This is a genomic window from Enterococcus sp. 6D12_DIV0197 (assembly GCF_002174385.1).
In the GTDB taxonomy this organism is placed as follows: Bacteria; Bacillota; Bacilli; order Lactobacillales; family Enterococcaceae; genus Enterococcus_D; species Enterococcus_D casseliflavus.
Genome location: NZ_NIBN01000001.1, coordinates 3,395,167 through 3,417,203, shown reverse-complemented (window position 1 = coordinate 3,417,203; position 22,037 = coordinate 3,395,167). Strand labels below are relative to the sequence as shown.

Genomic DNA, 22,037 nt, shown 5'->3' with positions numbered 1-22,037 from the left:
GTTGGAAAAAGTTTTACTTGAAGTAAAGAATCTCAAACAATATTTTAACGTTGGCCGCAAAGACGAAGTCAAAGCCGTCGATGATATCTCCTTCCAAATCTATGAAGGAGAAACCTTTGGTCTAGTCGGTGAATCCGGAAGCGGAAAATCGACGACTGGACGGACGGTGATTCGTTTGAATAACCCTACCGGAGGCGAAGTTCTTTTTGATGGACAAGATGTTATGAAAATCAAAGGCAAGAAACCGCTGGCTGATTTTCGTCGAGAAGTTCAAATGGTCTTCCAAGATCCTTATGCTTCCTTGAATCCACGGATGAAAGTTCGGGACATTATTGCCGAAGGGATCGATATTAACGGACTAGCCAAAAATGAAAAAGAACGCAATGATCGGGTGGATGAACTTTTGCGAACCGTCGGACTAAACCCAAGTCACGGGACCCGTTATCCTCATGAATTTTCAGGTGGACAACGTCAGCGGATCGGGATCGCCCGCGCGTTAGCCGTCGATCCAAAATTCATCATCTGTGATGAACCGATCTCGGCATTGGATGTTTCGATCCAAGCCCAAGTCGTCAACTTGCTGCAAGATCTGCAAGAAGAACATAAATTGACGTACTTGTTTATCGCCCATGATTTATCGATGGTCAAACACATCAGCGATCGGATCGGCGTGATGCACAACGGCAAACTGCTAGAAGTAGGCACCAGCGATGAAATCTATCATTACGGGGTCCATCCGTATACTGAAAGTCTTTTATCAGCGATTCCGCTGCCAGATCCTGACCATGAGCGTCAACGCAAACGGATCAAATACGTCAGCGAACCAAACGATAACCAAGAACGAGCAATGGAAGAGATCGCACCAGGACATTTCGTTTATGCCACGAAAAAAGAAGCCAAGATCTATCAAGAAAAGTTAGCACAAAAAAAGGGGAACTAGCGTCAAAGGTATAGGGAGTGTTAGGAGGAGATGAAACTGGGTGTTTTAAAAGCATACAAATTTCGGATCTATCCTAATGGACAGCAAAAACAGTTTTTCATCGAAACCTTCGGCTGTGTACGTTTTACGTACAATCAACTGCTGGAGGCAAAGATGGAGGAGCTGGCCAACAATGAAGCAAAGCAAGGGTTGACGCCAGCCAAACTAAAAAAAGAGTATCCTTTTTTGAAGGAGACCGATAGTTTGGCATTGGCGAATGCACAACGGAATCTGGACCGAGCGTTTCGAAATTACTTTCAAAAGCGGGCTGGCTTTCCAAAAATGAAAACCAAAAAAAGTATCTGGCAATCGTATACCACCAATAATCAGCAGCACACCATTTATTTTGAAGACGATCAAATCAAGCTGCCAAAGCTTAAAACATTGGTTCCCGTAAAAAAGCATCGGGCGATCAAAGGCAAGATCAAATCGGCAACGATCTCAGCAAAAAACAACGAAGAGTTTTACATCTCGATCCTTTGTTTGGAAGAGATCCCGCCATTGCCGAAGCAGCAAGCCTCTGTCGCTGTTGTTTATGATCCGCAGCAGTTGGTCAAAGCCAACCAGCCGATACCCATCACCTGTGAGCATGCCATCCAAACGAAGCAAAAGCTGACGCGAGCAGAACGCAAACTTCAGGTGAAAGCGACGGCGGTCAAACGGAAGAAAATCCTTTTGACCCAGGCGCGAAATTATCAGAAGCTAAAAGGAAAGGTCGCTCGCCTTTATCGTTTTCACTGCTGTCAAAAGCGGGAATTCATCGATCAAGTCAGCTACCATCTCGTAAAACAGTACGATACGATCTATTTGGAACAAATCGCAGAAGATACGGTTTTAAAAGCTGGTCATTACAGCATCAGTGATTGGCATCAATTCGTTCGTAAAATCCAGTACAAAGCGCAGTGGTACGGCAAAGAACTGCGTTTTGTCACGTTGGATACGCAGGACCAACAGAAGCTAGAACGGCTCTCAGGCGAAATGAGCAGCTGAGCCGCTTGAACTGGAAGGAACGCCAGGGATCGCCTAGGTTATAGAAAAAATCTTTCTGATTTTTGTTTCTAGGAACCACGTTCACTAATTATGATTAACCAGCAACCCCCTGCCAAACTACGGTCTGACAGGGGGTTGTATTTTTTTACATTTTGTCACCTAAAAATGCGTCATTTAAGCGATAGATCTTTGAGGGACGCCCGATGCCGACGGGCTTTTCGCCAACTTCCGTAAAATATTGGAGCATGGATTTTTTGAAGTTGGAATGATCGATCATTTTAAAATCGATCCCTAAAAACTTGGCGAATACTTTACGGGCTTCCGTGATCGTAAAGTCTTTGCCTAACACGAGCAGCACTTGTGGCTCGTGTTCCATCTTGTTGGCAACCCGTTTGAAAGCTTTGAGGATGATCGCGCTGTGGTCAAAAGCCAACGTATCTTTTCCAACAGAGGCGCCAGTCACTAGGTCAAGAATGATCTCGATCTCGCCGCTGGTCAAATAAATTTGATTGGCTTTTCTTTCTAAAGAGAACCAGCGTACTTGGTTCGCATCGTCACCGGCACTTAAGGGTTCTTCACCGATAAAAGCCAAATAGCTGACGGTGATCACCCAACCGCGAGGATCGCGATCTGGGGTGCTGAAGGTATGCAGCTGTTCGATGTTTTGCTTGGAGATGGTGACCCCGATCTCTTCTTGCGTCTCACGGATCACACTTTGCCCCGTCGATTCATTGGGATTGACGAAGCCTCCCGGCAATGCCCAAGAATTACGGAAAGGATGGCCTTTTCTTTGGATCAGCGCAATTTTTAATTGTTCTTCTTCTTTGTTGTAACACATCAAAACCATATCGACGGTTACGGAAGGTTTCTCGTATTTCGGCTGATCTTGCGCCTGATACCATGTAAGAAACTCTGCTTCTGACGCTTCTTTTTCATAGTAGTGTTTTTCAGCTGATTTTGAGGTAAATTCTTTCATTGGTTTCTCCTGCCTTAGATAAAGTAAGTAGCTGAACGCGACGGTTTTCCTTAACGGAAAAAATAAGGAACGATCAAATTAAGGAAAAATAATGCGAGATAAAGCCAAGAAGACGGCGGGTGTTCTTTGAGTGCTGAATAGCCCCAAAGAGCGATCCAGAGCAAAAAAAGCACACGGAGGACTGCCATCGCTGTTGCAAAGAGCGCAGCATAATCATGGCTATTGAAGTACGCAAACAAAAAGGGGTAACTTGTGGTTGAAAAAAGCAAGTGTCCCACAGAAAGCACAGTTAAAAGCAAAAAATGCTGTTTGTTTTTTCGAGTCATAGCGTTCCTTTCTATAAGTGAAGTCTTCCTCATTATAGCAAAAGAAGCACCTGTTAATCAAAGAGAGATAAAACACCTTTATTTCCTAAGAGATTCGTTGTCAGGATCAGATTCTTCCCCTAGAACATTGAAGTGAACGGCTATCTGCGCTATGATAACTAGTAGAAAAGAAATGCTCAAATCTGCTGGTTTATTTGCTGCGTATTAAGGACCAAAACGATTCCTTTGTTCCTTGTAGACCATGGAAAAAGGTCTTAGGTTATCCGCTTTTTTGATTAAAATTATAGCATTTTTGGGTTGCGAACTGTATACTACCTAAGTATACACTTTACTAGTGAAAAGGAGGACTTGCGTCCATGGCTGAAAAAGAAACATTCTATATTACGACGCCAATTTATTATCCAAGCGGCAAGCTGCATATCGGGAATTCTTACACGACGATCGCTTGTGATGCGGTAGCACGATACAAACGATTGATGGGCTTTGATGTCTTTTATTTAACGGGTGTCGATGAGCACGGTCAAAAAATCGAGAAAAAAGCAGAAGAACTTGGCGTAGATCCGCAAGAATACGTCGACAAAATGGCAGCTGACGTCAAGAAACTATGGAACACACTAGACATCAGTTACGATAAATTTATCCGCACAACGGATGATTACCATAAAAAAGCCGTTCAAAAAATCTTCCAGCAATTGCTTGATCAAGGAGATATCTATCTTGGTGAATATGAAGGGTGGTATTCCGTTTCTGATGAAGAATACTTTACTGAAACGCAATTAGCAGAAGTTTACCGAGATGAAGAAGGCAAAGTCATCGGCGGTAAAGCGCCAAGCGGTCATGAGGTAGAATTGGTGAAGGAATCTTCTTATTTCTTCCGCATGAGCAAATATGCCGATCGTTTGGTTGAATACTATGATGAGCATCCAGAGTTCATTCAACCAGAATCACGTAAAAATGAAATGCTGAATAATTTCATCAAACCAGGGTTAGAAGACCTGGCTGTTTCCAGAACGACCTTTAAATGGGGCATCCCAGTCACTGCTAGCCCTGAACACGTGGTGTATGTGTGGATCGATGCGTTATCCAACTATATTACGGCATTGGGCTATGGCTCAGACGACGATTCCTTGTTCCAAAAATACTGGCCAGCTGATGTGCATATGGTTGGGAAAGAAATCGTGCGTTTCCATACAATCTATTGGCCAATCATGCTGATGGCATTAGACTTGCCATTACCGAAAAAAATCTTTGGCCATGGCTGGTTGATGATGAAAGACGGCAAGATGTCGAAATCTAAAGGCAATGTCGTTTATCCAGAAATGTTAGTGGAGCGCTACAGCTTAGATGCGTTGCGTTATTATCTCTTACGGGCGGTTCCTTTTGGCAGCGATGGTGTGTTTACACCAGAAGATTTCGTTTCTCGTTTGAACTACGATCTAGCTAATGACTTAGGCAACCTGTTGAATCGGACGATTGCTATGATCAATAAATATTGTGATGGCTTAGTGCCAGATTATGCCTCAAAAGTGACGCCTTTTGATAGCGAGCTGTCAACGACTGCTGCCAATGTTGTTGGTCGTTACCATGAAGCCATGGATAAAATGGAATTCAGTACGGCATTGTCAGAAGTATGGACGTTGATCTCCCGTGCCAACAAATACATTGACGAAACTCAACCATGGGTGTTAGCCAAAGAAGAAGAAAAGCGTGCGGAATTAAACAGTGTAATGGTTCATTTAGCGGAAAGCTTACGCATCGTTGCGATCTTATTGCAACCGGTGATGACAGAAACACCAGCCAATATTTTCCAACAATTAGGATTGGCTTCTGTTGCCATGGATCTGAAAGATTTACGCTTTGGTGAATTTCCAAGCGGCACGAAAGTCGTTGCCAAAGGCACACCGATTTTCCCACGTTTGGAACTTGAAACAGAAGTAGCCTACATCCAAAAGAAAATGGCTGAAGGGACGCAAAGTCCAGAAGAAACAGTCAAATGGAATCCAGAAGAAACCACATTGCAATCCGAAAAAGCCGAGATCAAATACGAAGACTTCGACAAGATCGAATTAAAAGTGGCAGAAGTCGTTGACTGTCAAAAAGTCAAAGGCGCCGACAAGCTGCTGCAATTCCGCTTAGCTGCGGGAGATGATCAAGATCGTCAAATTTTATCGGGGATCGCTGAATTTTATCCAGAACCGCAAGATTTGATCGGTAAAAAAGTCGTGATCGTTGCTAACTTGAAACCGCGGAAAATGCGGGGACAAGTCAGCCAAGGAATGATCCTTTCAGCAGAAGACAATGACGGTCGTCTGCAAATCGTGGAAGCACCAAAAGGCATGCCAAACGGCTCGATCATCGCCTGATTCTTAGGAGAAATCCTTCTGCTAGTTTCAGCAAAAATAAAATTGCCAGACCTGAAAAGTTTTTGTATAATGTAGGTTATTGACATGAACATGAGGGAGTAATTGGCGGATTTCATCTGCGGCAGTATCACCATCCTGAAAGAAATTTCTGGTGCTGTCTTAAACAGTGAGACTTATGTATGCTTAGACAGTGCATACATAAGTCTATTTTTTTTCATATCATGTACAATAAAGGAAGAGTAAATATAAAAGGAGGAGAAACATGTCAGAAGAAAACAAAAAGGAACAGCTATCGCAGGCGTTTTATGCGCAAGAAGCGCAGCATGTTCTGGAAGAAATGCAAACAGATGCCAATGGATTAACGAACGATGAAGCACAAAAACGCTTATCTGAGTATGGTCCCAACGAATTAGAAGAAGGCAAAAAGAAATCGATGGTACAAAAATTCTTTGAACAATTTAAAGATTTGATGATCATCGTTTTGCTAGCGGCGGCGATTATCTCAGCAGTCGTTTCCCATGAAGTCGTGGACTCAATTATTATTTTAGCAGTTGTCATTATCAACGCGATCATGGGTGTCGTTCAAGAGGCGAAGGCGGAGCAGGCGATCGAAGCACTAAGAGAAATGTCTACACCAAATGCCAATGTGTTGCGTAATGGTCATACCGTCACCATCAAGAGCGATGAATTGGTGCCGGGGGATATTGTTCTATTAGAAGCTGGCGATGTCGTACCGGCAGATTTACGCCTTTTAGAAGCAAGTTCTTTAAAAATTGAAGAAGCTGCTTTGACCGGTGAGTCCGTACCAGTCGAAAAAGAATTGACCGTCATCGAAGGGACGGATGTCGGGATCGGCGATCGCGTCAATATGGCATATTCAAACAGTAATGTGACCTATGGCCGCGGCAAAGGGGTCGTGGTCAATACAGGGATGGGAACTGAAGTTGGGAAAATCGCTGGCATGCTGGCTAGCGCCCAAGAAACCGAAACACCATTGAAGCGTAACTTAAATGAACTAGGAAAATTCCTGACGATCGCCATCATTATCATTGCAGTGATCATGTTCTTTGTTGGAACGATCTTTAACAATACGTCATGGGTCGACATGCTATTGACTTCGATCTCATTAGCAGTAGCGGCGATCCCAGAAGGGCTGCCAGCGATCGTAACGATCATCTTAGCCTTAGGTACGCAAGTAATGGCGAAACGAAATGCAGTGATCCGTAAATTGCCAGCGGTTGAAACCCTTGGGGCAACCGATATTATCGCTTCTGATAAAACTGGTACGTTGACGTTGAATCAAATGACCGTGGAAAAATTGTATGTCAATGACAAGCAACATGCTGCTTCAGAAGATATTCCGTTAGACAACATGGCATTAAAAGTCATGAACTTTGCCAATGATACAAAATTTGGTGAAGAAGGCAACTTGATCGGTGATCCGACTGAGACCGCATTGGTGCAATTCGGGATGGATCAAGGATTCCATGTGCGAGATCTTGTCAATCAAGAACCACGGGTAGCAGATCTGCCATTTGATTCTGACCGAAAACTTATGAGTACGATCCACCAACAAGAAGACGGCCGCTATTTAGTTGCTGTCAAAGGCGCACCAGATGTCTTGCTAGGCAGAACCTCAAAAGTACTATTGGACGGCCAAGAGCTGCCGATGACCAATGAAGAAAAAGAAAAAATCTTATTCAACAATACCGATATGGCAAAACAAGCACTGCGGGTATTGGGGATGGCCTACAAATATGTAGACCAAGTACCAGAAAACTTAGAATCAGAAATCGTCGAAAATGATTTGGTCTTTGCTGGCTTAGTCGGAATGATCGACCCAGAACGGGCAGAAGCAGCCGATGCAGTACGTTTAGCCAAAGAAGCTGGGATTCGTCCAATCATGATCACCGGAGACCACCGCGATACAGCTGAAGCCATTGCGGGACGTTTAGGGATTATCAAACCGGGCGATGATGATGCCGTCTTGACTGGCGCTGAACTCAATAAAATGAGCGAAGAAGAGTTTGCCCAAAAGGTAGCGAACTACTCAGTCTATGCACGGGTATCGCCTGAACATAAAGTTCGGATCGTCAAAGCTTGGCAACAAGAAGGCAAAGTCGTTGCCATGACTGGTGACGGGGTCAACGATGCACCATCACTGAAGCAAGCCGATATTGGTGTCGGCATGGGGATCACAGGTACCGAAGTTTCTAAAGGTGCTTCCGATATGGTCCTAGCAGATGACAACTTTGCTACGATCGTCGTAGCAGTGGAAGAAGGACGAAAAGTCTTCTCCAATATTCAAAAAGCGATTCAATACTTGCTAGCCGCTAACCTAGGGGAAGTTTTGACCTTGTTCTTAGCAACCTTGTGGGGTTGGGACTCGCTATTGCCGATCCACTTGCTTTGGATCAACCTAGTAACGGATACATTCCCAGCAATTGCTTTAGGAATGGAGCCTGCTGAAAAAGATCTAATGAAACATGCACCGCGGGGACGCAGTTCCAACTTCTTCTCTGGTGGTGTGATGAGCAGTATCATCTACCAAGGGATCTTAGAAGCGGCAACCGTGCTGTTCGTTTATTGGTCAGCGATCCAATGGCCCGTTCACAATACGTACGATGCGATCCATGCCGATGCCTTAACGATGGCCTTTGCCACGTTAGGATTGATGCAGTTGTTCCATGCCTTCAACGTCAAATCGATCCATCAGTCGCTCTTTAAAGTAGGGGCATTTAGAAACAAAGCCTTCAACTGGGCGATCCTGTTGTCCTTTGCGTTGATGCTGGTGATCTTCATCGTGCCAGGATTAAATGATATCTTCCGTGTTGCACACCTTGACTTGTATCAATGGGGCATCGTTTTAGGCGCCTCCTTTGCGATCATTCCAGTCGTTGAGATCGTCAAAGCGATCCAACGAGCAATGGGACGCAAATAAGCCAAAAATAAACGGAAAAACAATCAATGGTCTGCTGTCCTTCTCCCTGGGCAGCAGGCCATTTTTTGCTGGCTTATTTTCGATAAACCCTGCGGCTGTTACTTGACCTTTTCATTTGCAGTAAGAAACGGTAAAATAGGAGATAATAACAAAGAAAGTAGGGGACCCACTGTGCGACCAAACTTAGGTTTTTATGTACAAACAATCAACGATCTTGTCAAAGAAACAGAAGCGATCGGGGAGAAAATGAATCCCAATTATGAAGAGATCCGCAAAGCGATCGACGAGAAGAAAGAAGCCGAGGTAACACCTGAGCGGCTAGCTGAGATTACTAGAATTTTTAAAGAAGGCACGGACAAATACCGCTTGATGCTGGAAAAAATCAGCAAATTGCGTCCCCCAGCGAATGTGATGGGGATCCATAAAAAATTCGAACGGGCGTATATGAAATATGTTGCTGGCTGTGATGAGATGATTTTGAGTCTCGATAACAAAATCGACCAAGAAGCCTTTGATGCGGCAGAAGCCAAGCAAGATGAAGCAACCGACGAAATTTCTTTTGCCATTCAACGGATGACGGCTTTATTGTTAAAAAAATGATAAACATTCAAGTTAAACAAGAGTTATTTAATTTAACTGTTATGTTTTTCACATGTAAAGTTTTTTTATCGGAGGTATAATGAATTCACAACCAACAACCTTTTTATTTTTCATTTTACTCCTTTTGCCATCAGGACTAACCAACCTGATGGTTTTTTTGTGTTTCAAGTGTTTTTTAATGAAACGTTTCCAGCGATAACGGGTTTAGTTTGTGAATAAAATATAAAGGAAAAGCAGCAGGGGGTACTGAACTTGCGCTTTTTTGCCGATCAATGCTATACTTAGGGCACTATTAAACGAAATGAGGGATCCTCCATTGAAAAATTAACCAATTTGTTGAAAGCTGCATGAAACTGTTCCTCCAAGGGGATAGTCTGCAGATTTTCAGGATTGGTTGACTTTTTCGATGGGGGATCTTTTTGTGTACCTCTAAAAACTGATTCTGAAAATAGCTTTAGGTCTACTCTATTCCGTGAATAGAGACGAGGTATATTTATGTCGAATATCAGTATTAATCATTTAACTTTTGGCTTTGACAGCCAAGAACGGTTGCTTTTTGAGGATGCCAACTTGAACCTTGATACACAATGGAAATTAGGGTTGATTGGCAGAAATGGTCGCGGCAAAACGACCTTGCTGCGTCTGCTGCTCAATGAATTGCCTTATAGCGGCTCGATCACCCATGAGCAGCAATTCGTTTATTTTCCCTTACCTGTCGCTGACGATCAGCAACTGACGCTTTTTGTTTTACAGGAATCTGGCGAATTTGAGCAGTGGCGTTTGGAACGGGAATTGAACCTGCTGCAGCTTGATCCAGAAGTTCTTTGGCGGCCCTTTGCCACTTTATCTGGCGGAGAGCAAACGAAAGTCCTGTTGGCGCGGTTGTTCGTTGATGAAGAGAATTTTCCTTTGATCGATGAACCAACCAACCATTTGGATGTGACCGCTCGCGAACATGTTGCCCGCTATTTGCAGCAAAAAACCGGGTTTATCGTTGTGAGCCATGATCGACAGTTTGTCGATGACGTCGTCGATCATGTGTTGGCGATCGAAAAAAGCCGCTTGGTGTTGTACAAAGGGAATTATTCAGTCTATGAGCTGCAAAAGCAGCAAAAAGATGCGTATGAGCAAGAACAAAACAGCAAGTTGAAAAAAGAAATCGGTCGTTTGAAGCAGACGGCAGCCGAGAAAGCGGAGTGGTCCCGAGGACGCGAACGGGACAAACTAGGGTCGCCGACCAAAAAAGGCAGCGGGGCAATCTATGATACGGGGGCGATCGGTGCCCGAGCGGCACGGACCATGAAGCGCTCGAAAGCGATCGTTAAACGGATGGAAGATCAAATTCAAGACAAGTCTGCGTTGTTAAAAGACATTGAGTGGATTGATCCTCTGAAAATGACTCCGCTTGTTAGCCATCATGATGTGTTGCTGGAAGCAGAGCATTTTCAGCTTGGCTATGAGCAGCCTTTGTTTAAACCGCTGACGTTTGCGATCCGTCAAAAAGAGCGCTTGGGGATTCAAGGGGCCAACGGATCTGGCAAGTCCAGTTTGATTGCGAGTATTTTAGGTACTTTCGATGGACAGCAGACAGGGACGATCAAAACAGCCCATGGGATCACCATCAGTTATGTCCGACAAAACTACGAGGACAACTGTGGGATGCTGACAGAATTTGCCCAAGAGCATGGCTTGAATTATCAAGATCTGCTAAATAACTTAAAAAAGCTTGGCTTGGAAAGAGCTGTCTTTCAAACGCCGATCCAGCAAATGAGCATGGGGCAGCGTAAACGCGTGGAACTAGCCAAATCATTAGCAACACCAGCAGAATTGTTTATCTGGGATGAACCGCTAAATTATTTGGACGTCTTCAATCAAAAGCAATTAGAGGAAGTGATCCATTTGGTGGAGCCTTCTATGCTGATCATTGAACACGACCGTTATTTTCTTGAGCAAGTTTCAACGAAGTTGCTGACGCTGACGGGTGACTGAGGCAAAGGATAGAATGAAAAAGGATGATTGTTTTTTAAATAATCATCCTTTTTTTGTTATTTTAAAAGAAGAAATACTGATGGTCTTAGTAAACAATTACTAAAGGTGCTTTTGGACAAAAAGTCGCGTAAAAATAGTGTTAACATCAATGGATACTAAAGGATTGATAATTTTTACCCGTTTTTCATGAAAATTTTCTAAAAACGTTAAAATGTTCGTGTTTACTGGCTAGAAACTGCGTTGTTTGGCTCATTGTTTTCTCATTAAAAGGTAAATTAATTAAAAATTCTTTCATAATTCCCAATGATTTTTACAAAACATTTACAATAATGGTATCGAATAAAAACATTCGTTTGTTATGATTAAAATCGAATTTCTTTGAGCGTTTGACCGAAACATCAAGAGTTCGTTTTTTTTGTGACTTGAAATGCCAGTCAACTATTCGGAGGAAAAAGAGAAAATGGAGGGGCAGTTTTGATAGAAGTAGTCGGGTTGAAGAAGGTTTTCGATAATAAGTTTGAAGCCTTGAAAGCAGTAGATTTTACAATAGAAAAAGGCGATTTGGTTTGTTTGTTGGGACCAAGTGGTTGTGGGAAATCGACGATATTGAATTTGATCGCGGGGTTGTTGAGTCCCACCGATGGTGATATCCGCTTTAATGGTTCTTCCGTTGTTAAGACCGAGCCAAAAGACCGCAATATCGGGTTTGTTTTTCAGAATTATGCCCTTTATCCCCATATGACTGTTTTAGAAAATGTCATGTTTCCACTGACAGTCGGAGAGAAAAAGATCAAGAAAAACGAAGCACAGAAAATTGCTGAAAAGTTCATGAAACTGACCAATATTGAAGAGTTAAGTCAGAAAAAACCAGGAACCCTTTCTGGCGGACAGCAGCAACGGGTAGCGATCACGCGTGCCTTGGTGCAAAGTCCAGAAGTCTTACTACTGGATGAACCATTAAGTAACTTAGATGCCCGTTTGCGCTTGAAGATCCGTGAAGAGATCCGTCGGTTAGTCAAAGAAGTGGGCATCACCACGATCTTCGTGACCCATGACCAAGAAGAAGCTCTTTCTATCAGTGATAAGATCATCTTGATGAACGAGGGGATCATTCAACAAAATGATGATCCGCAAAACCTTTACTTAGAACCAAACAATCTTTTTGTAGCGAAATTCATCGGTAATCCAATCATCAACATCTTGCCAGTAGAAGTCAAAGATGGCCAAATGATCCATCCTGCCTTCACTGTACCAGTTGACCGATTTACCGACCTTCGCTTCAAGAAACCATTAACAGACGGCCAATACACGTTAGGCATTCGTCCAGAAGATGTGCTGACCACCTTGCAAGCAGGTTTGTTCCAAACGGAAGTCAAGAGTGTGGAGCTGATCGGACGAGAACGAATCTTGAACTTTGATCTGGCTGACAAACATATGAAATCGATCGTTAGTATTGAAGAAATCATTGAAGAAGGCGCGCAAGTGTCATTTGATTTTCATTACAAAAAAGCCTTTATCTTTGATGAAAAAGGAGAGCGGGTCTACTAATGTTCAAAAAAAATTATAACCCTGAGAACCAACCGAAAGCATGGCTGTTTTTACTGCCTTCATTGGTCATTATTTTCTTATTCAGTGTATATCCGCTGTTTCGTTCCTTCATCATGAGTTTCCAAAAAGGAACCTTGATTAACCAACAGTATGCTGGGCTTGAGAACTATCAAAGGGTTTTAACGGACCCAGTCTTCTTTCGAGCACTGCAAAATACGGCGCTCTTTGCTTTTGCGGTCGTACCGATCGCGTTGATCCTTTCTTTAGCGATTGCGTGGATCATTTTTGAAAAAGTCAAATACAAAAGTTTTTTTGAAACGATCTTCTTTATGCCTTATGTCACGAGTACGATTGCCATCGGGATCGTGTTTCGCTACTTTTTCAATGGCTCTTACGGGATCATCAACTATTTGTTGAGTCTTGTCGGCATTCCACCAGTCAACTGGCTGGATAATGTCAATATGAGTATGACGACCTTGATCATCTTTGGCGTTTGGACGAGCCTCGCCTTCAACATTATTATCTTGTTGGCAGGAATGCGCAACATCGACAAAGAACACTACAAAATCGCAAAAATGTTTGGCGCCACCGATGGCGAGATTTTTCGGAAAATCACCTTTCCGCAGTTGATCCCGACTTTTGCCTTCTTGTTAACGGTCAATCTGATCAGTGCCTTTAAAGTCTATACTCAAGTATATGCCTTGTTTGGCGGACAGCCAGGGATCGCCCGCAGTGCAACCACGGCAGTCTTTTATATTTATGACAAATTCCATATCGCCGGACGTCCGGGGATTGCAATGGCGGCAACCGTGATCTTGTTCATCATTATTTTGCTCGTCACCTTTATCCAAAATAAACTTTTGAAGAAAGTGGGCGAATAAACGAATGAAAAAAATTGTCACGATTGTTTCGATGCTGTTTTTAGCAATTTTAGCAGTGATCACGCTGTTTCCCTTTGTCTATATGATTTTAGCTGGTCTAATGACCTACAGTGAAGCAACCAGTATTCCACCGACGATCATGCCAGAGTCTTTCCAGTGGAGCAACTACGGGGAAGTTTTTACCCGAGCACCGTTTTTACGCTACTTCTTTAATACGGTCTTCGTTTCCGCGGTGACGACTATCGCGACGCTGATCACTGCGATTCTAGCTGCCTTTGCATTGACTAGTCTTGAATTCAAATACAAACGGTTAGTTATCGGATTGATGATCTCGTTATTGATGGTTCCTTATGAATCGATCATTTTCACCAATTACAATACGATTGCGCGAATGGGCTTATTGAATACGTATAGTGCCTTGATCATTCCCTTTCTGACCAGTATTTTTTACATCTATTATTTAAACGGTTATTTGCAAAGTATTTCCAATACCTTTTACAAAGCGGCCAAAATCGACGGTGCTAGCGATTTGGCTTACATTCGGCGGATTTTGATCCCCATGTCTAAACCAGCCTTAGTGACAGTCGGGATCTTGACTTTCATCTCTAGCTGGAATTCCTTCTTATGGCCGTTGCTAGTAACCAATGAGAAAAAATACCGTCTCTTAAATAATGGATTGGCTGCCTTTACCACAGAAAGCGGCAGTGACGTTCATTTACAAATGGCGGCAGCGACCTTGACCGTCATTCCAATTCTGATCATTTACTTGATCTTTAGAAAAGAAATTATCAAAGGAGTGGCTAAAGATGGCATCAAAGGATAAAACGACGATTACCTTTCATAGCGGGATCTTAACGATTGGAGGAACCGTCATCGAAGTTGCGTACAAAGATGCCCATATCTTTTTTGATTTCGGTTCGGAGTATCATCCAGAAACACCCTTACCAGATGAAGAATTACAAACGTTAGTTGCGCATCGCTGGATACCAGAACTGAAAAATGTCTACGATCCACGCTTAGACTACACGTACCAAGGAAGCGAAACGAAAGAATACCAAGAAACAGCAGTTTTTCTTTCCCACGCCCATCTGGATCATTCCAAGATGATCAACTTTTTAGACCCAAATATTCCTATGTACACCTTGAAGGAAACCAAAGCGATCCTCGAAGTGTTGAATCAAAAAGGGGACTTCTTGCTGCCCGTTCCTCATGAAGAAAAAAGCTTTGTCCGTGAATTGATCGGCTTAGAACCCCATGATGTGATTCGGGTCGGGGAAATCGAAGTCGAGATCATTCCAGTCGATCATGATGCGTACGGTGCGGCAGCTTTGTTGATTCGCACGCCAGATCATTTTATCGCTTATACCGGTGATTTGCGTTTGCATGGCTATCATCCAGAACGTACCAAAGAATTCTGTCAGTTAGCCAAACACACGGATTTATTGATGATGGAAGGGGTCAGCATCAGCTTTCCAGAAAGAGAACCGGACCCCAAAGCGATCACAGTGGAAAGTGAAACAGAATTGATCGAGACCTTCGTGCGTTTGGTCAAAGAAAATCCCCAACGACAAATTACTTTCAATGGCTATCCAGCCAATGTCGAGCGCTTTATGGCGCTTGTTGAAGCCGCGCCGCGGACGGTTGTTTTAGAGGCGACGCAAGCTGCTTTGTTGAAAGAAATTTTCAATAAAGATGTACCGTTCTATACGATCGATGATCAAGTACCAGCGACTCTCGATCCAGCCTTCGCCATTTCTTATCAGGCATTATGTGCCGACACGAGCCAGTACCTTTGGCAAGCAGTCGCGCATTTTGAAAACTTGCAGACGGGTGGTTTGTATATTCACAGTGATGCGCAGCCGTTAGGCGATTTTGATCCAGCTTATCAAGTCTTTTTGGATCAATTGGCAGCACTGGAGATCGAATTTGTCCGTTTGCCAAACTCGGGACATGCGAAACCAGCTGATTTAGATCAGATCATTGCATGGATCGAGCCCCAACGATTGGTTCCAATCCATACGCTGAAACCAGAAAATCTGGTGAATCCGTATGGTGAAAGAATATTGCCGCAACGCGGTGAAAAAATTATTTTAGAGTGATAGAGGAGAGGAAAAAATGAAAACAAAGAAACTTGCATTTGCAGCAGCTGCAGCCGCGACATTGGTATTAGGGGCTTGTGGAAACAACAACGATTCATCTGGTTCTACGGAAAGTGATGAAATCGTTACAGAACTAAGCGAAGATACGACTGTCACCTTTTGGCATGCAATGAATGGTGCGCAAGAAGAATCATTGACGAAATTGACCGAGCAATTCATGGACGAAAATCCAAACATCAAGATCGAATTGCAAAATCAATCAAGCTACTCTGATCTGCAAGCAAAGGTAAATTCAACCTTGCCTTCACCAAAAGATCTGCCAACTATCACCCAAGCATATCCTGGTTGGTTATGGAATGCTGCCCAAGATGACATGCTAGTTGACCTTGGCGAATACATCAACGATGATACTATCGGTTGGGGTGACCAAGAAGAGATCCGCAGTGCCCTTTTAGATGGTGCACAAATCGACGGCGTGCAATACGGGATTCCTTTCAACAAATCTACAGAAATGCTGTTTTACAATGCAGACATGTTAGACGAGTATGGTATTGACGTACCAACAAACCTGGAAGAATTAAAAGAAGCTTCTCAAGAAATCTACGAAAAATCAAACGGTGAAGTCGTAGGTGCTGGTTTTGACTCATTAAACAACTACTATGCCATCGCAATGAAAAATCAAGGCGTTGATTTTGACAAAGACTTGCAATTAGACAGCGATGAATCAAAAGAAGTCATCAACTACTACCTAGATGGTGTCAAAGACGGCTACTTCCGAATCGCTGGTTCTGATCAATACTTGTCTGGACCATTTGCCAATGAGCAAGTCGCAATGTATGTCGGCTCAATCGCAGGGGAAGGCTTTGTTAAAAAAGATACCGAAGGCAAATTTGAATATGACGTAGCAGCTCGTCCAGAACCAATCAACTTGCAACAAGGAACTGACTTGTATATGTTCAACAGCGCAACACCAGAGCAACGCACCGCTGCTTTTGAATACATGAAATACTTAACTTCGCCAGAAGCGCAAAAAACATGGGCGATCGATACCGGCTACATGCCAGTTGTTGAATCTGTTTTGGAAAGCGATGAATACAAAAACAATCCTGAAACAAAAGTGGCTGCCAAATTAGAAGATGCAACCAAAGAATTGTTCTCGATCCCAGTGATTGAAAATGCTGATCCTGCTTACAATGAAATGCGTTCAATCATGGAAAACATTTTGTCTAATACAGATCAAGATGTCGATCAATTGATTGAAAACGCAAAACCACAATTAGAAGATGCTTGGAACCAATAATTCTGAATTTCTTCGTCAAAATAGGGTATAATCAGGGAAACACCTGAGAATGAAAGACAAAAGGGTTTGTGCCATAAGGGTTGAAGACACAAGGAAGCAGAAAATGCTGGCTTTCGAGGGTTTTCGACTTATGCGCATGCCCTTTTGGTCTATTGAGGGGAAAAGGAGTCTTTTGAATGAAAATCACGTTTTTAGAAACGAGCGATATGCATGGCTATGTCTATCCAACTAATTTTGCCGATGACACGGAACAAGGATTCGGCGTGGCAAAAGTTGCTACCAAAATGAAAGAGCTACGTCAAGCAGCCACCGGACCGGTCGTAACGATCGAAAATGGCGACTTTATCCAAGGCTCGCCCTTAAGCTATTACATCGCCAAAAGCCAGCACTCCGTTGCCGCATTGACCGCTGTCGTCAACCACCTGGACGTTGATGTCCATGTCTTAGGCAATCATGAGTTCAACTACGGTCTGCCTTATTTGCAAGAAGCGATCGCCAGCTACCAAACACCAGTACTCGCAGCGAATATTTTAAATGAAGCGGGAGAACCATTCTTTGGCCAAGCTTACACCATCATTGAAAAAGAAGGGGTAAAGATCGCGATCTTAGGAATGGTGACGCCATATATTCCTCATTGGGAACAGCCTGCGACGATTCGCGGGATGCAGTTTGTCAGCATCGTTGAGACAGCGAAAAACTATGTGCCTTACTTAAGAGAACAAGCCGATATCGTTGTCGTCAGCTACCATGGCGGCTTCGAGCGTGATTTAGTCACTGGAGAACCGACCGAATTATTGACTGGTGAAAATGAGGGCTATCAATTATTGCAGGAAGTCTCAGGAATCGATGCGTTCTTCACAGGACACCAGCACCGTGAGATCGCCACAAAAATCAATGGTGTCCCCGTTGTACAGCCCGGTTATCGTGGAAGCTTTATCGGCGCCATCGAATTGACGGTTGAAAAAAATCAGACAGGGGTTCATGTCACAAACAGTACGGCTGCGTTGATCCCTGTTGCAGATGCTGTCCCAGATCAAGAGACGTTGGCTTTGTTAGCACCCATCGAAGAAGAATTACAAACCTGGCTAGATCAGCCGTTAGGCAAAGTCAGTGGGGATATGCGAATCACCGATCCGATGGGGGCACGCTTGAAAGAGCACCCTTATATTGAATTTATCAATCGTGTTCAGATGGCTGCCAGCGGCGCCAAAATTTCTGGTACTGCTCTTTTCAACAATGAAGGCAAAGGCTTTGGCGCAACTATCACGATGCGGGATGTGATCACCAATTATATTTACCCAAATACGTTAGCTGTAGTCAAAATAACAGGTGCCGAATTAAAAGCCGCTTTAGAACAAACGGCGGATTATTTAGCCGTTGTTGACGGTCAGATCGTCTTCAATCCTGCTTTTATTGAGCCAAAACCTCAATATTATAACTACGATATGTATGAAGGCATCGAGTATACGATCGATCTTAGTCAACCCGTCGGTCAGCGAATCACCCGCTTGGACTTTGAAGAAAAAGCCATTGCGATGGATCAAGAATTAGAGATCGTCATTAACCAATACCGTGCAGTAGGTGGCGGCAACTACGCCATGTTTTCTGCCGAAAAAATCGTTCGTGAGATTCAAGTCGATATGACGGAACTGATTGCTGACTATTTAAAACAGCATCCTCAAATCGAAGCTACGACGAATCAAAACTTTCTAGTGACGTTATAACAGTAAAACAGCCTGCGATGAAGGAATCATCGCAGGCTGTTTCTTAATTTTCTACATTGCGTACATAGTCATCAAAGTATTTTACCAAATCCGCTTTGACTTGTTGATAGTCTTCTTCGGAATACTCTTTGTCTTCTAGTTTTGCTTCGAAAAACGGCATGGCCAATTCTTCTCGTAAACGATCCAACACTTGTTCTTGGTTCATAACGTCACCTTTTTCACAGTTGATTTGATTTCATCATAACAAATGAAATGAGGCTGTCAATGCTTCGTAAGTGTCTTTCATTTTTTCTAAACGATTTTTTAAAGAAACAAAATCATCGTCATCATGAAAAAGGACTTGTTTTAATTCAAAATAATAGATCTCAAAAGCATCAAAGAAAGCAATGACTTCCGCTGTTTGCAGCTCTTTGGCAGTATCGCAGCGAATATAGGCTTTTTCAGCGATCGCATACGTTTCTGCAGTCGTTAATAGGACCAATGATTCATTGTATTTGCGGCTCGTCACTAGTTCAAAGGTTGATTGACATTTATTGTAGATATTAGAAAAATCTTTGAGCACAAGTTCCTTTGGTGTTTTATCAAACATGGGGGAATCCTCCAAAACTTTATTTTTTGAATAAGACGCAGACACATTCTGGTGCGTAGATGTCTTTTTCTAAGACAGTCAATTTGCCAGTGGCTTCATCGCGTTTGTATAACGTTAGGTTATCAGAATTTTGGTTGGCACAAACGAGATAATCGTTTGTCGGGTCCAAATCGAAATCGCGAGGGAAGTCGCCTTCAGTCGAGATTGATTGAACAAAAGTCAGGCCAGCGCCTTCATCGGTTACTTCAAAAACAGCGATTGAATTATGGCCGCGATTTGAGCTGTAAACAAAACGGCCATCGTTCGAGATACGTACCGCAGCGCCACTGTTGAAATCCGTAAAGTCCGCAGGGATCGTTGGCACCTTTTGGATTTTCTCAAAACTGCCATCTGCTTCATTGTAGCGTAAAACAGTCAATGAGCTGTCTAATTCGCCCACTAAGTAAGCGTATTGGTTAGTTGGATGGAAGACCAAGTGACGTGGACCAGTTCCGTCTTCTGCCACGTAAACGGAAACTTCTGTCAGTTTGCCATCTTCTGAAATATCATAAGTATAGACCCGGTCTGTTCCAAGGTCACAAACTGCTAAACGTTGGTCTGGTGTTAAGTCAGTATAGTGGACATGAGGTTTGTCTTGGTTTTCATGAGAGCCGACGGGTTCATCATGGTAGATGCTGTCCGTTGCTTCGATGCTGCCATCCTCTAGAATTTTATAAACATTCACTTCACCTTTATGGTAGTTGGCACCATATAAAAGCTGACGGGTTTCATCAACTGCTACATAGCAAAGTGGTGCGCCTTCTTCCGTTGCGGTATTCAGCAAGGTAAAGTCTGGGGTATAAGCAGCTGCGCCGCCGTTACCATCTACTTCTGTGACGCTGTAAACTGCTTCTTTTTTACTGCGGGCAAGATAAGTCGGACTTTTTTCTTCCGCGCATAAGGTCAAATCGGTCAGTGTTCCTTTTTCCGTATCTAAAGCGATCGAATAGATCCCTTTACTTTCGCGACGAGTGTACGTACCTAAATAAATCGTTTGCAACATAAAAAAACCTCCTAATAGTTTCATTCCTATTTAATTCTACCATAGAATGCGGTTTTGGGCGGGTAGAAAAACTCTTTATGTTATAATAAACAAGAAGATAGAAAGGGGAGTTTGTCATATGAAAAAAGGGACGATCAAAGAAATCGGTCCACAAGCGATCGATTCACAAGAAAGAATGATCATCTTTTTTGGGGAAGAAGCGACCGACACACTGCGAGAATATTCAGTCATTCAAACGATTCCTGATTCGCAAGCGTTAGTCGTCACAAAAGGGGACCAGATCACTTTTGGTGATCAGACCTATCAAGTCCAATATGTAGGGACGGTCGTAAACCAAATCCTGCAAACGATCCAGCATGTGACCTTTGTCTTTGACGAAGTGCCGGCTGAAGATCAGCTTTCAAGTGCGATTTATTTAACGCCAACTGTTCTGCCGAAACTAGAAGTCGGCATGCAGGTGACGTACGACTAGGAGGCAAAGAATGTCATGAAAGAAACGCAGAAAAAGCCGCATTCCTGGTTTTGGAAATGGTTTTTAAACAATCAAGCAGTGACCAGCTTGCTGGTCATTTTATTGATTCTCTTGATTTTGCTGCTCTTTACGAAAGTGTCGTATTTGTTTGAACCCGTCTGGCAATTTTTAGCCATCGTCGGATTGCCAATCATTTTGGCGGGGATCTTGTATTACTTGATGAACCCCACCGTCGACTACTTAGAACGCAAGGGAATCAAACGAATCTACAGTATTTTTGGTCTCTTTATTTTAGTGGTTGGTCTGATCGTCTGGGGTGTGGTGGTGATCATCCCTAAGATCCAAGAGCAATCCATGAGCTTTGCGGATAATTTGCCAGGCTACTTGACGATCATCGAGAATAAGGTGAATGAGATTCTCTCTGATCCAATCTTCTCGCAAGTCCAAGAGCAGATCGAAGCCTCCAATGAGAAGCTGATTTCTTCTTTGACGGATATCGTCCAAAACCTTTCCCGCAGCACGATTCAAAATCTAGGCAGTTTCTTCGGCGCCGTTGCAACGATCGTTTTAGCGGTCATTACCATGCCATTTATTTTGTTCTACCTACTGAAAGATGGCCGTAAACTAGCCCCTTATTTTGTTAAATTTCTGCCAACCAAAATGCGCCAGCCATCACTGGTCGTCTTAAAAGAGATGAACGATCAAGTATCCTCCTATATTCGGGGACAACTGACGGTGGCGTTTGCGGTCGCAGTGATGTTTATGATCGGGTTTAGTATCATTGGCTTAGATTATGCCATCACACTGGGGATTGCAGCGGGATTTCTAAATTTAATCCCTTATTTAGGATCTTTTTTGGCCATGATTCCTGCGGTCTTTTTAGGAATCGTCGGTGGACCCGTGTTACTGATCCAAGTGCTGATCGTCTTTGTCATTGAGCAGACCATTGAAGGCCGCTTGATTTCGCCATTAGTTCTAGGAAACGAGTTGTCGATTCATCCTGTCACGATCCTGTTAGTCCTCTTGACTTCAGGAAAACTGTTTGGCCTTGTTGGGGTCATTTTAGGGATTCCTGTGTATGCGGCAGCTAAAGTGGTCATTACCCATGTGTTTGAATGGTATACGCGGGTTTCCTCCTTGTATGAAGAGGAAGAACCGATCCCCGAAGCGCCACCAGAGGACACCCCAGAAGTGTAGCAGCTTCGAGTGTAAAAGAGC

Annotated in this window: 19 protein-coding genes; 14 read left to right on the top strand and 5 right to left on the bottom strand. The window is 43.3% G+C overall.

The window, feature by feature from the left end; translation table 11 throughout:
* Position 1 precedes the first annotated feature (1 nt).
* Complete coding sequence (locus A5867_RS16055; RefSeq protein ID WP_005227998.1) at positions 2-940, top strand: ABC transporter ATP-binding protein; 939 nt, start codon at positions 2-4, stop codon at positions 938-940.
* A gap of 30 nt (positions 941-970) precedes the next feature.
* Positions 971-1,969 carry an RNA-guided endonuclease TnpB family protein gene (locus A5867_RS16050; protein WP_010749109.1) on the top strand — a complete coding sequence of 333 codons (999 nt, stop codon included), beginning with the start codon at positions 971-973 and terminating at the stop codon, positions 1,967-1,969.
* A 145-nt stretch (positions 1,970-2,114) separates the two neighbouring features.
* Here A5867_RS16050 and A5867_RS16045 read toward each other — a convergent pair whose 3' ends face one another.
* Positions 2,115-2,945 (bottom strand): NUDIX hydrolase, encoded by an 831-nt coding sequence (locus A5867_RS16045; protein ID WP_005228002.1) that lies wholly within the window; start codon positions 2,943-2,945, stop codon positions 2,115-2,117.
* A gap of 50 nt (positions 2,946-2,995) precedes the next feature.
* Positions 2,996-3,271 carry a hypothetical protein gene (locus A5867_RS16040; RefSeq protein ID WP_005228003.1) on the bottom strand — a complete coding sequence of 92 codons (276 nt, stop codon included), beginning with the start codon at positions 3,269-3,271 and terminating at the stop codon, positions 2,996-2,998.
* A 356-nt stretch (positions 3,272-3,627) separates the two neighbouring features.
* On the opposite strand from A5867_RS16040, the gene metG reads away from it, so the two are divergent.
* From metG to A5867_RS15990, 10 genes are all read left to right on the top strand, one after another.
* Entirely contained in the window at positions 3,628-5,634 is a 2,007-nt protein-coding gene (metG, locus tag A5867_RS16035; protein WP_005228005.1) for a methionine--tRNA ligase, read from the top strand.
* A 262-nt stretch (positions 5,635-5,896) separates the two neighbouring features.
* Entirely contained in the window at positions 5,897-8,575 is a 2,679-nt protein-coding gene (locus A5867_RS16030) for a cation-translocating P-type ATPase (RefSeq protein ID WP_005228006.1), read from the top strand.
* 171 nt (positions 8,576-8,746) lie between these two features.
* Positions 8,747-9,175: a hypothetical protein gene (locus A5867_RS16025; protein ID WP_005228008.1), complete on the top strand. Its 429-nt coding sequence runs from the start codon at positions 8,747-8,749 to the stop codon at positions 9,173-9,175.
* 495 nt (positions 9,176-9,670) lie between these two features.
* Positions 9,671-11,164: a ribosomal protection-like ABC-F family protein gene (gene abc-f, locus A5867_RS16020; RefSeq protein ID WP_074934082.1), complete on the top strand. Its 1,494-nt coding sequence runs from the start codon at positions 9,671-9,673 to the stop codon at positions 11,162-11,164.
* A gap of 474 nt (positions 11,165-11,638) precedes the next feature.
* Complete coding sequence (locus A5867_RS16015; protein WP_005228012.1) at positions 11,639-12,712, top strand: ABC transporter ATP-binding protein; 1,074 nt, start codon at positions 11,639-11,641, stop codon at positions 12,710-12,712.
* Positions 12,712-13,593 carry a sugar ABC transporter permease gene (locus A5867_RS16010; RefSeq protein ID WP_005228014.1) on the top strand — a complete coding sequence of 294 codons (882 nt, stop codon included), beginning with the start codon at positions 12,712-12,714 and terminating at the stop codon, positions 13,591-13,593. Before A5867_RS16015 ends, A5867_RS16010 begins: the two co-directional genes overlap by 1 nt.
* A gap of 4 nt (positions 13,594-13,597) precedes the next feature.
* A complete protein-coding gene (locus A5867_RS16005; RefSeq protein WP_005228015.1) occupies positions 13,598-14,416 on the top strand; it encodes a carbohydrate ABC transporter permease in 819 nt (272 codons plus the stop codon).
* On the top strand, positions 14,400-15,692 hold the full coding sequence (locus A5867_RS16000) for an MBL fold metallo-hydrolase (RefSeq protein ID WP_005228016.1): 1,293 nt from the start codon (positions 14,400-14,402) through the stop codon (positions 15,690-15,692). The genes A5867_RS16005 and A5867_RS16000 overlap by 17 nt, the downstream gene beginning before the upstream one ends.
* Before the next feature lie 16 nt (positions 15,693-15,708).
* Complete coding sequence (locus tag A5867_RS15995; RefSeq protein ID WP_015510416.1) at positions 15,709-16,992, top strand: ABC transporter substrate-binding protein; 1,284 nt, start codon at positions 15,709-15,711, stop codon at positions 16,990-16,992.
* A gap of 176 nt (positions 16,993-17,168) precedes the next feature.
* Positions 17,169-18,716, top strand: a complete 1,548-nt coding sequence (locus A5867_RS15990) for a bifunctional metallophosphatase/5'-nucleotidase (RefSeq protein ID WP_005228018.1) — start codon at positions 17,169-17,171, stop codon at positions 18,714-18,716.
* 43 nt (positions 18,717-18,759) lie between these two features.
* On the opposite strand, the gene A5867_RS18020 is transcribed toward A5867_RS15990, so the two are convergent.
* The 3 genes from A5867_RS18020 to A5867_RS15975 are packed head-to-tail and all read right to left on the bottom strand — an operon-like array spanning position 18,760 to position 20,347.
* The gene (locus A5867_RS18020) at positions 18,760-18,921 is read right to left on the bottom strand and encodes a hypothetical protein (protein ID WP_005228019.1); all 162 of its coding nucleotides are present in this window, start codon (positions 18,919-18,921) and stop codon (positions 18,760-18,762) included.
* A 33-nt stretch (positions 18,922-18,954) separates the two neighbouring features.
* Positions 18,955-19,305 (bottom strand): hypothetical protein, encoded by a 351-nt coding sequence (locus A5867_RS15980; protein WP_005233740.1) that lies wholly within the window; start codon positions 19,303-19,305, stop codon positions 18,955-18,957.
* 19 nt (positions 19,306-19,324) lie between these two features.
* Positions 19,325-20,347, bottom strand: coding sequence for a lactonase family protein (locus A5867_RS15975; protein WP_087628030.1), 1,023 nt, complete (start codon positions 20,345-20,347; stop codon positions 19,325-19,327).
* A 118-nt stretch (positions 20,348-20,465) separates the two neighbouring features.
* Here A5867_RS15975 and A5867_RS15970 point away from each other — a divergent pair, with 118 nt between their 5' ends.
* Together A5867_RS15970 and A5867_RS15965 are read left to right on the top strand one after the other, a co-directional pair.
* Entirely contained in the window at positions 20,466-20,819 is a 354-nt protein-coding gene (locus A5867_RS15970) for a PTS glucitol/sorbitol transporter subunit IIA (protein ID WP_005228025.1), read from the top strand.
* Between the two features lie 15 nt (positions 20,820-20,834).
* Positions 20,835-22,016 carry an AI-2E family transporter gene (locus tag A5867_RS15965; RefSeq protein ID WP_005228027.1) on the top strand — a complete coding sequence of 394 codons (1,182 nt, stop codon included), beginning with the start codon at positions 20,835-20,837 and terminating at the stop codon, positions 22,014-22,016.
* The last annotated feature ends 21 nt before the right edge of the window (positions 22,017-22,037 follow it).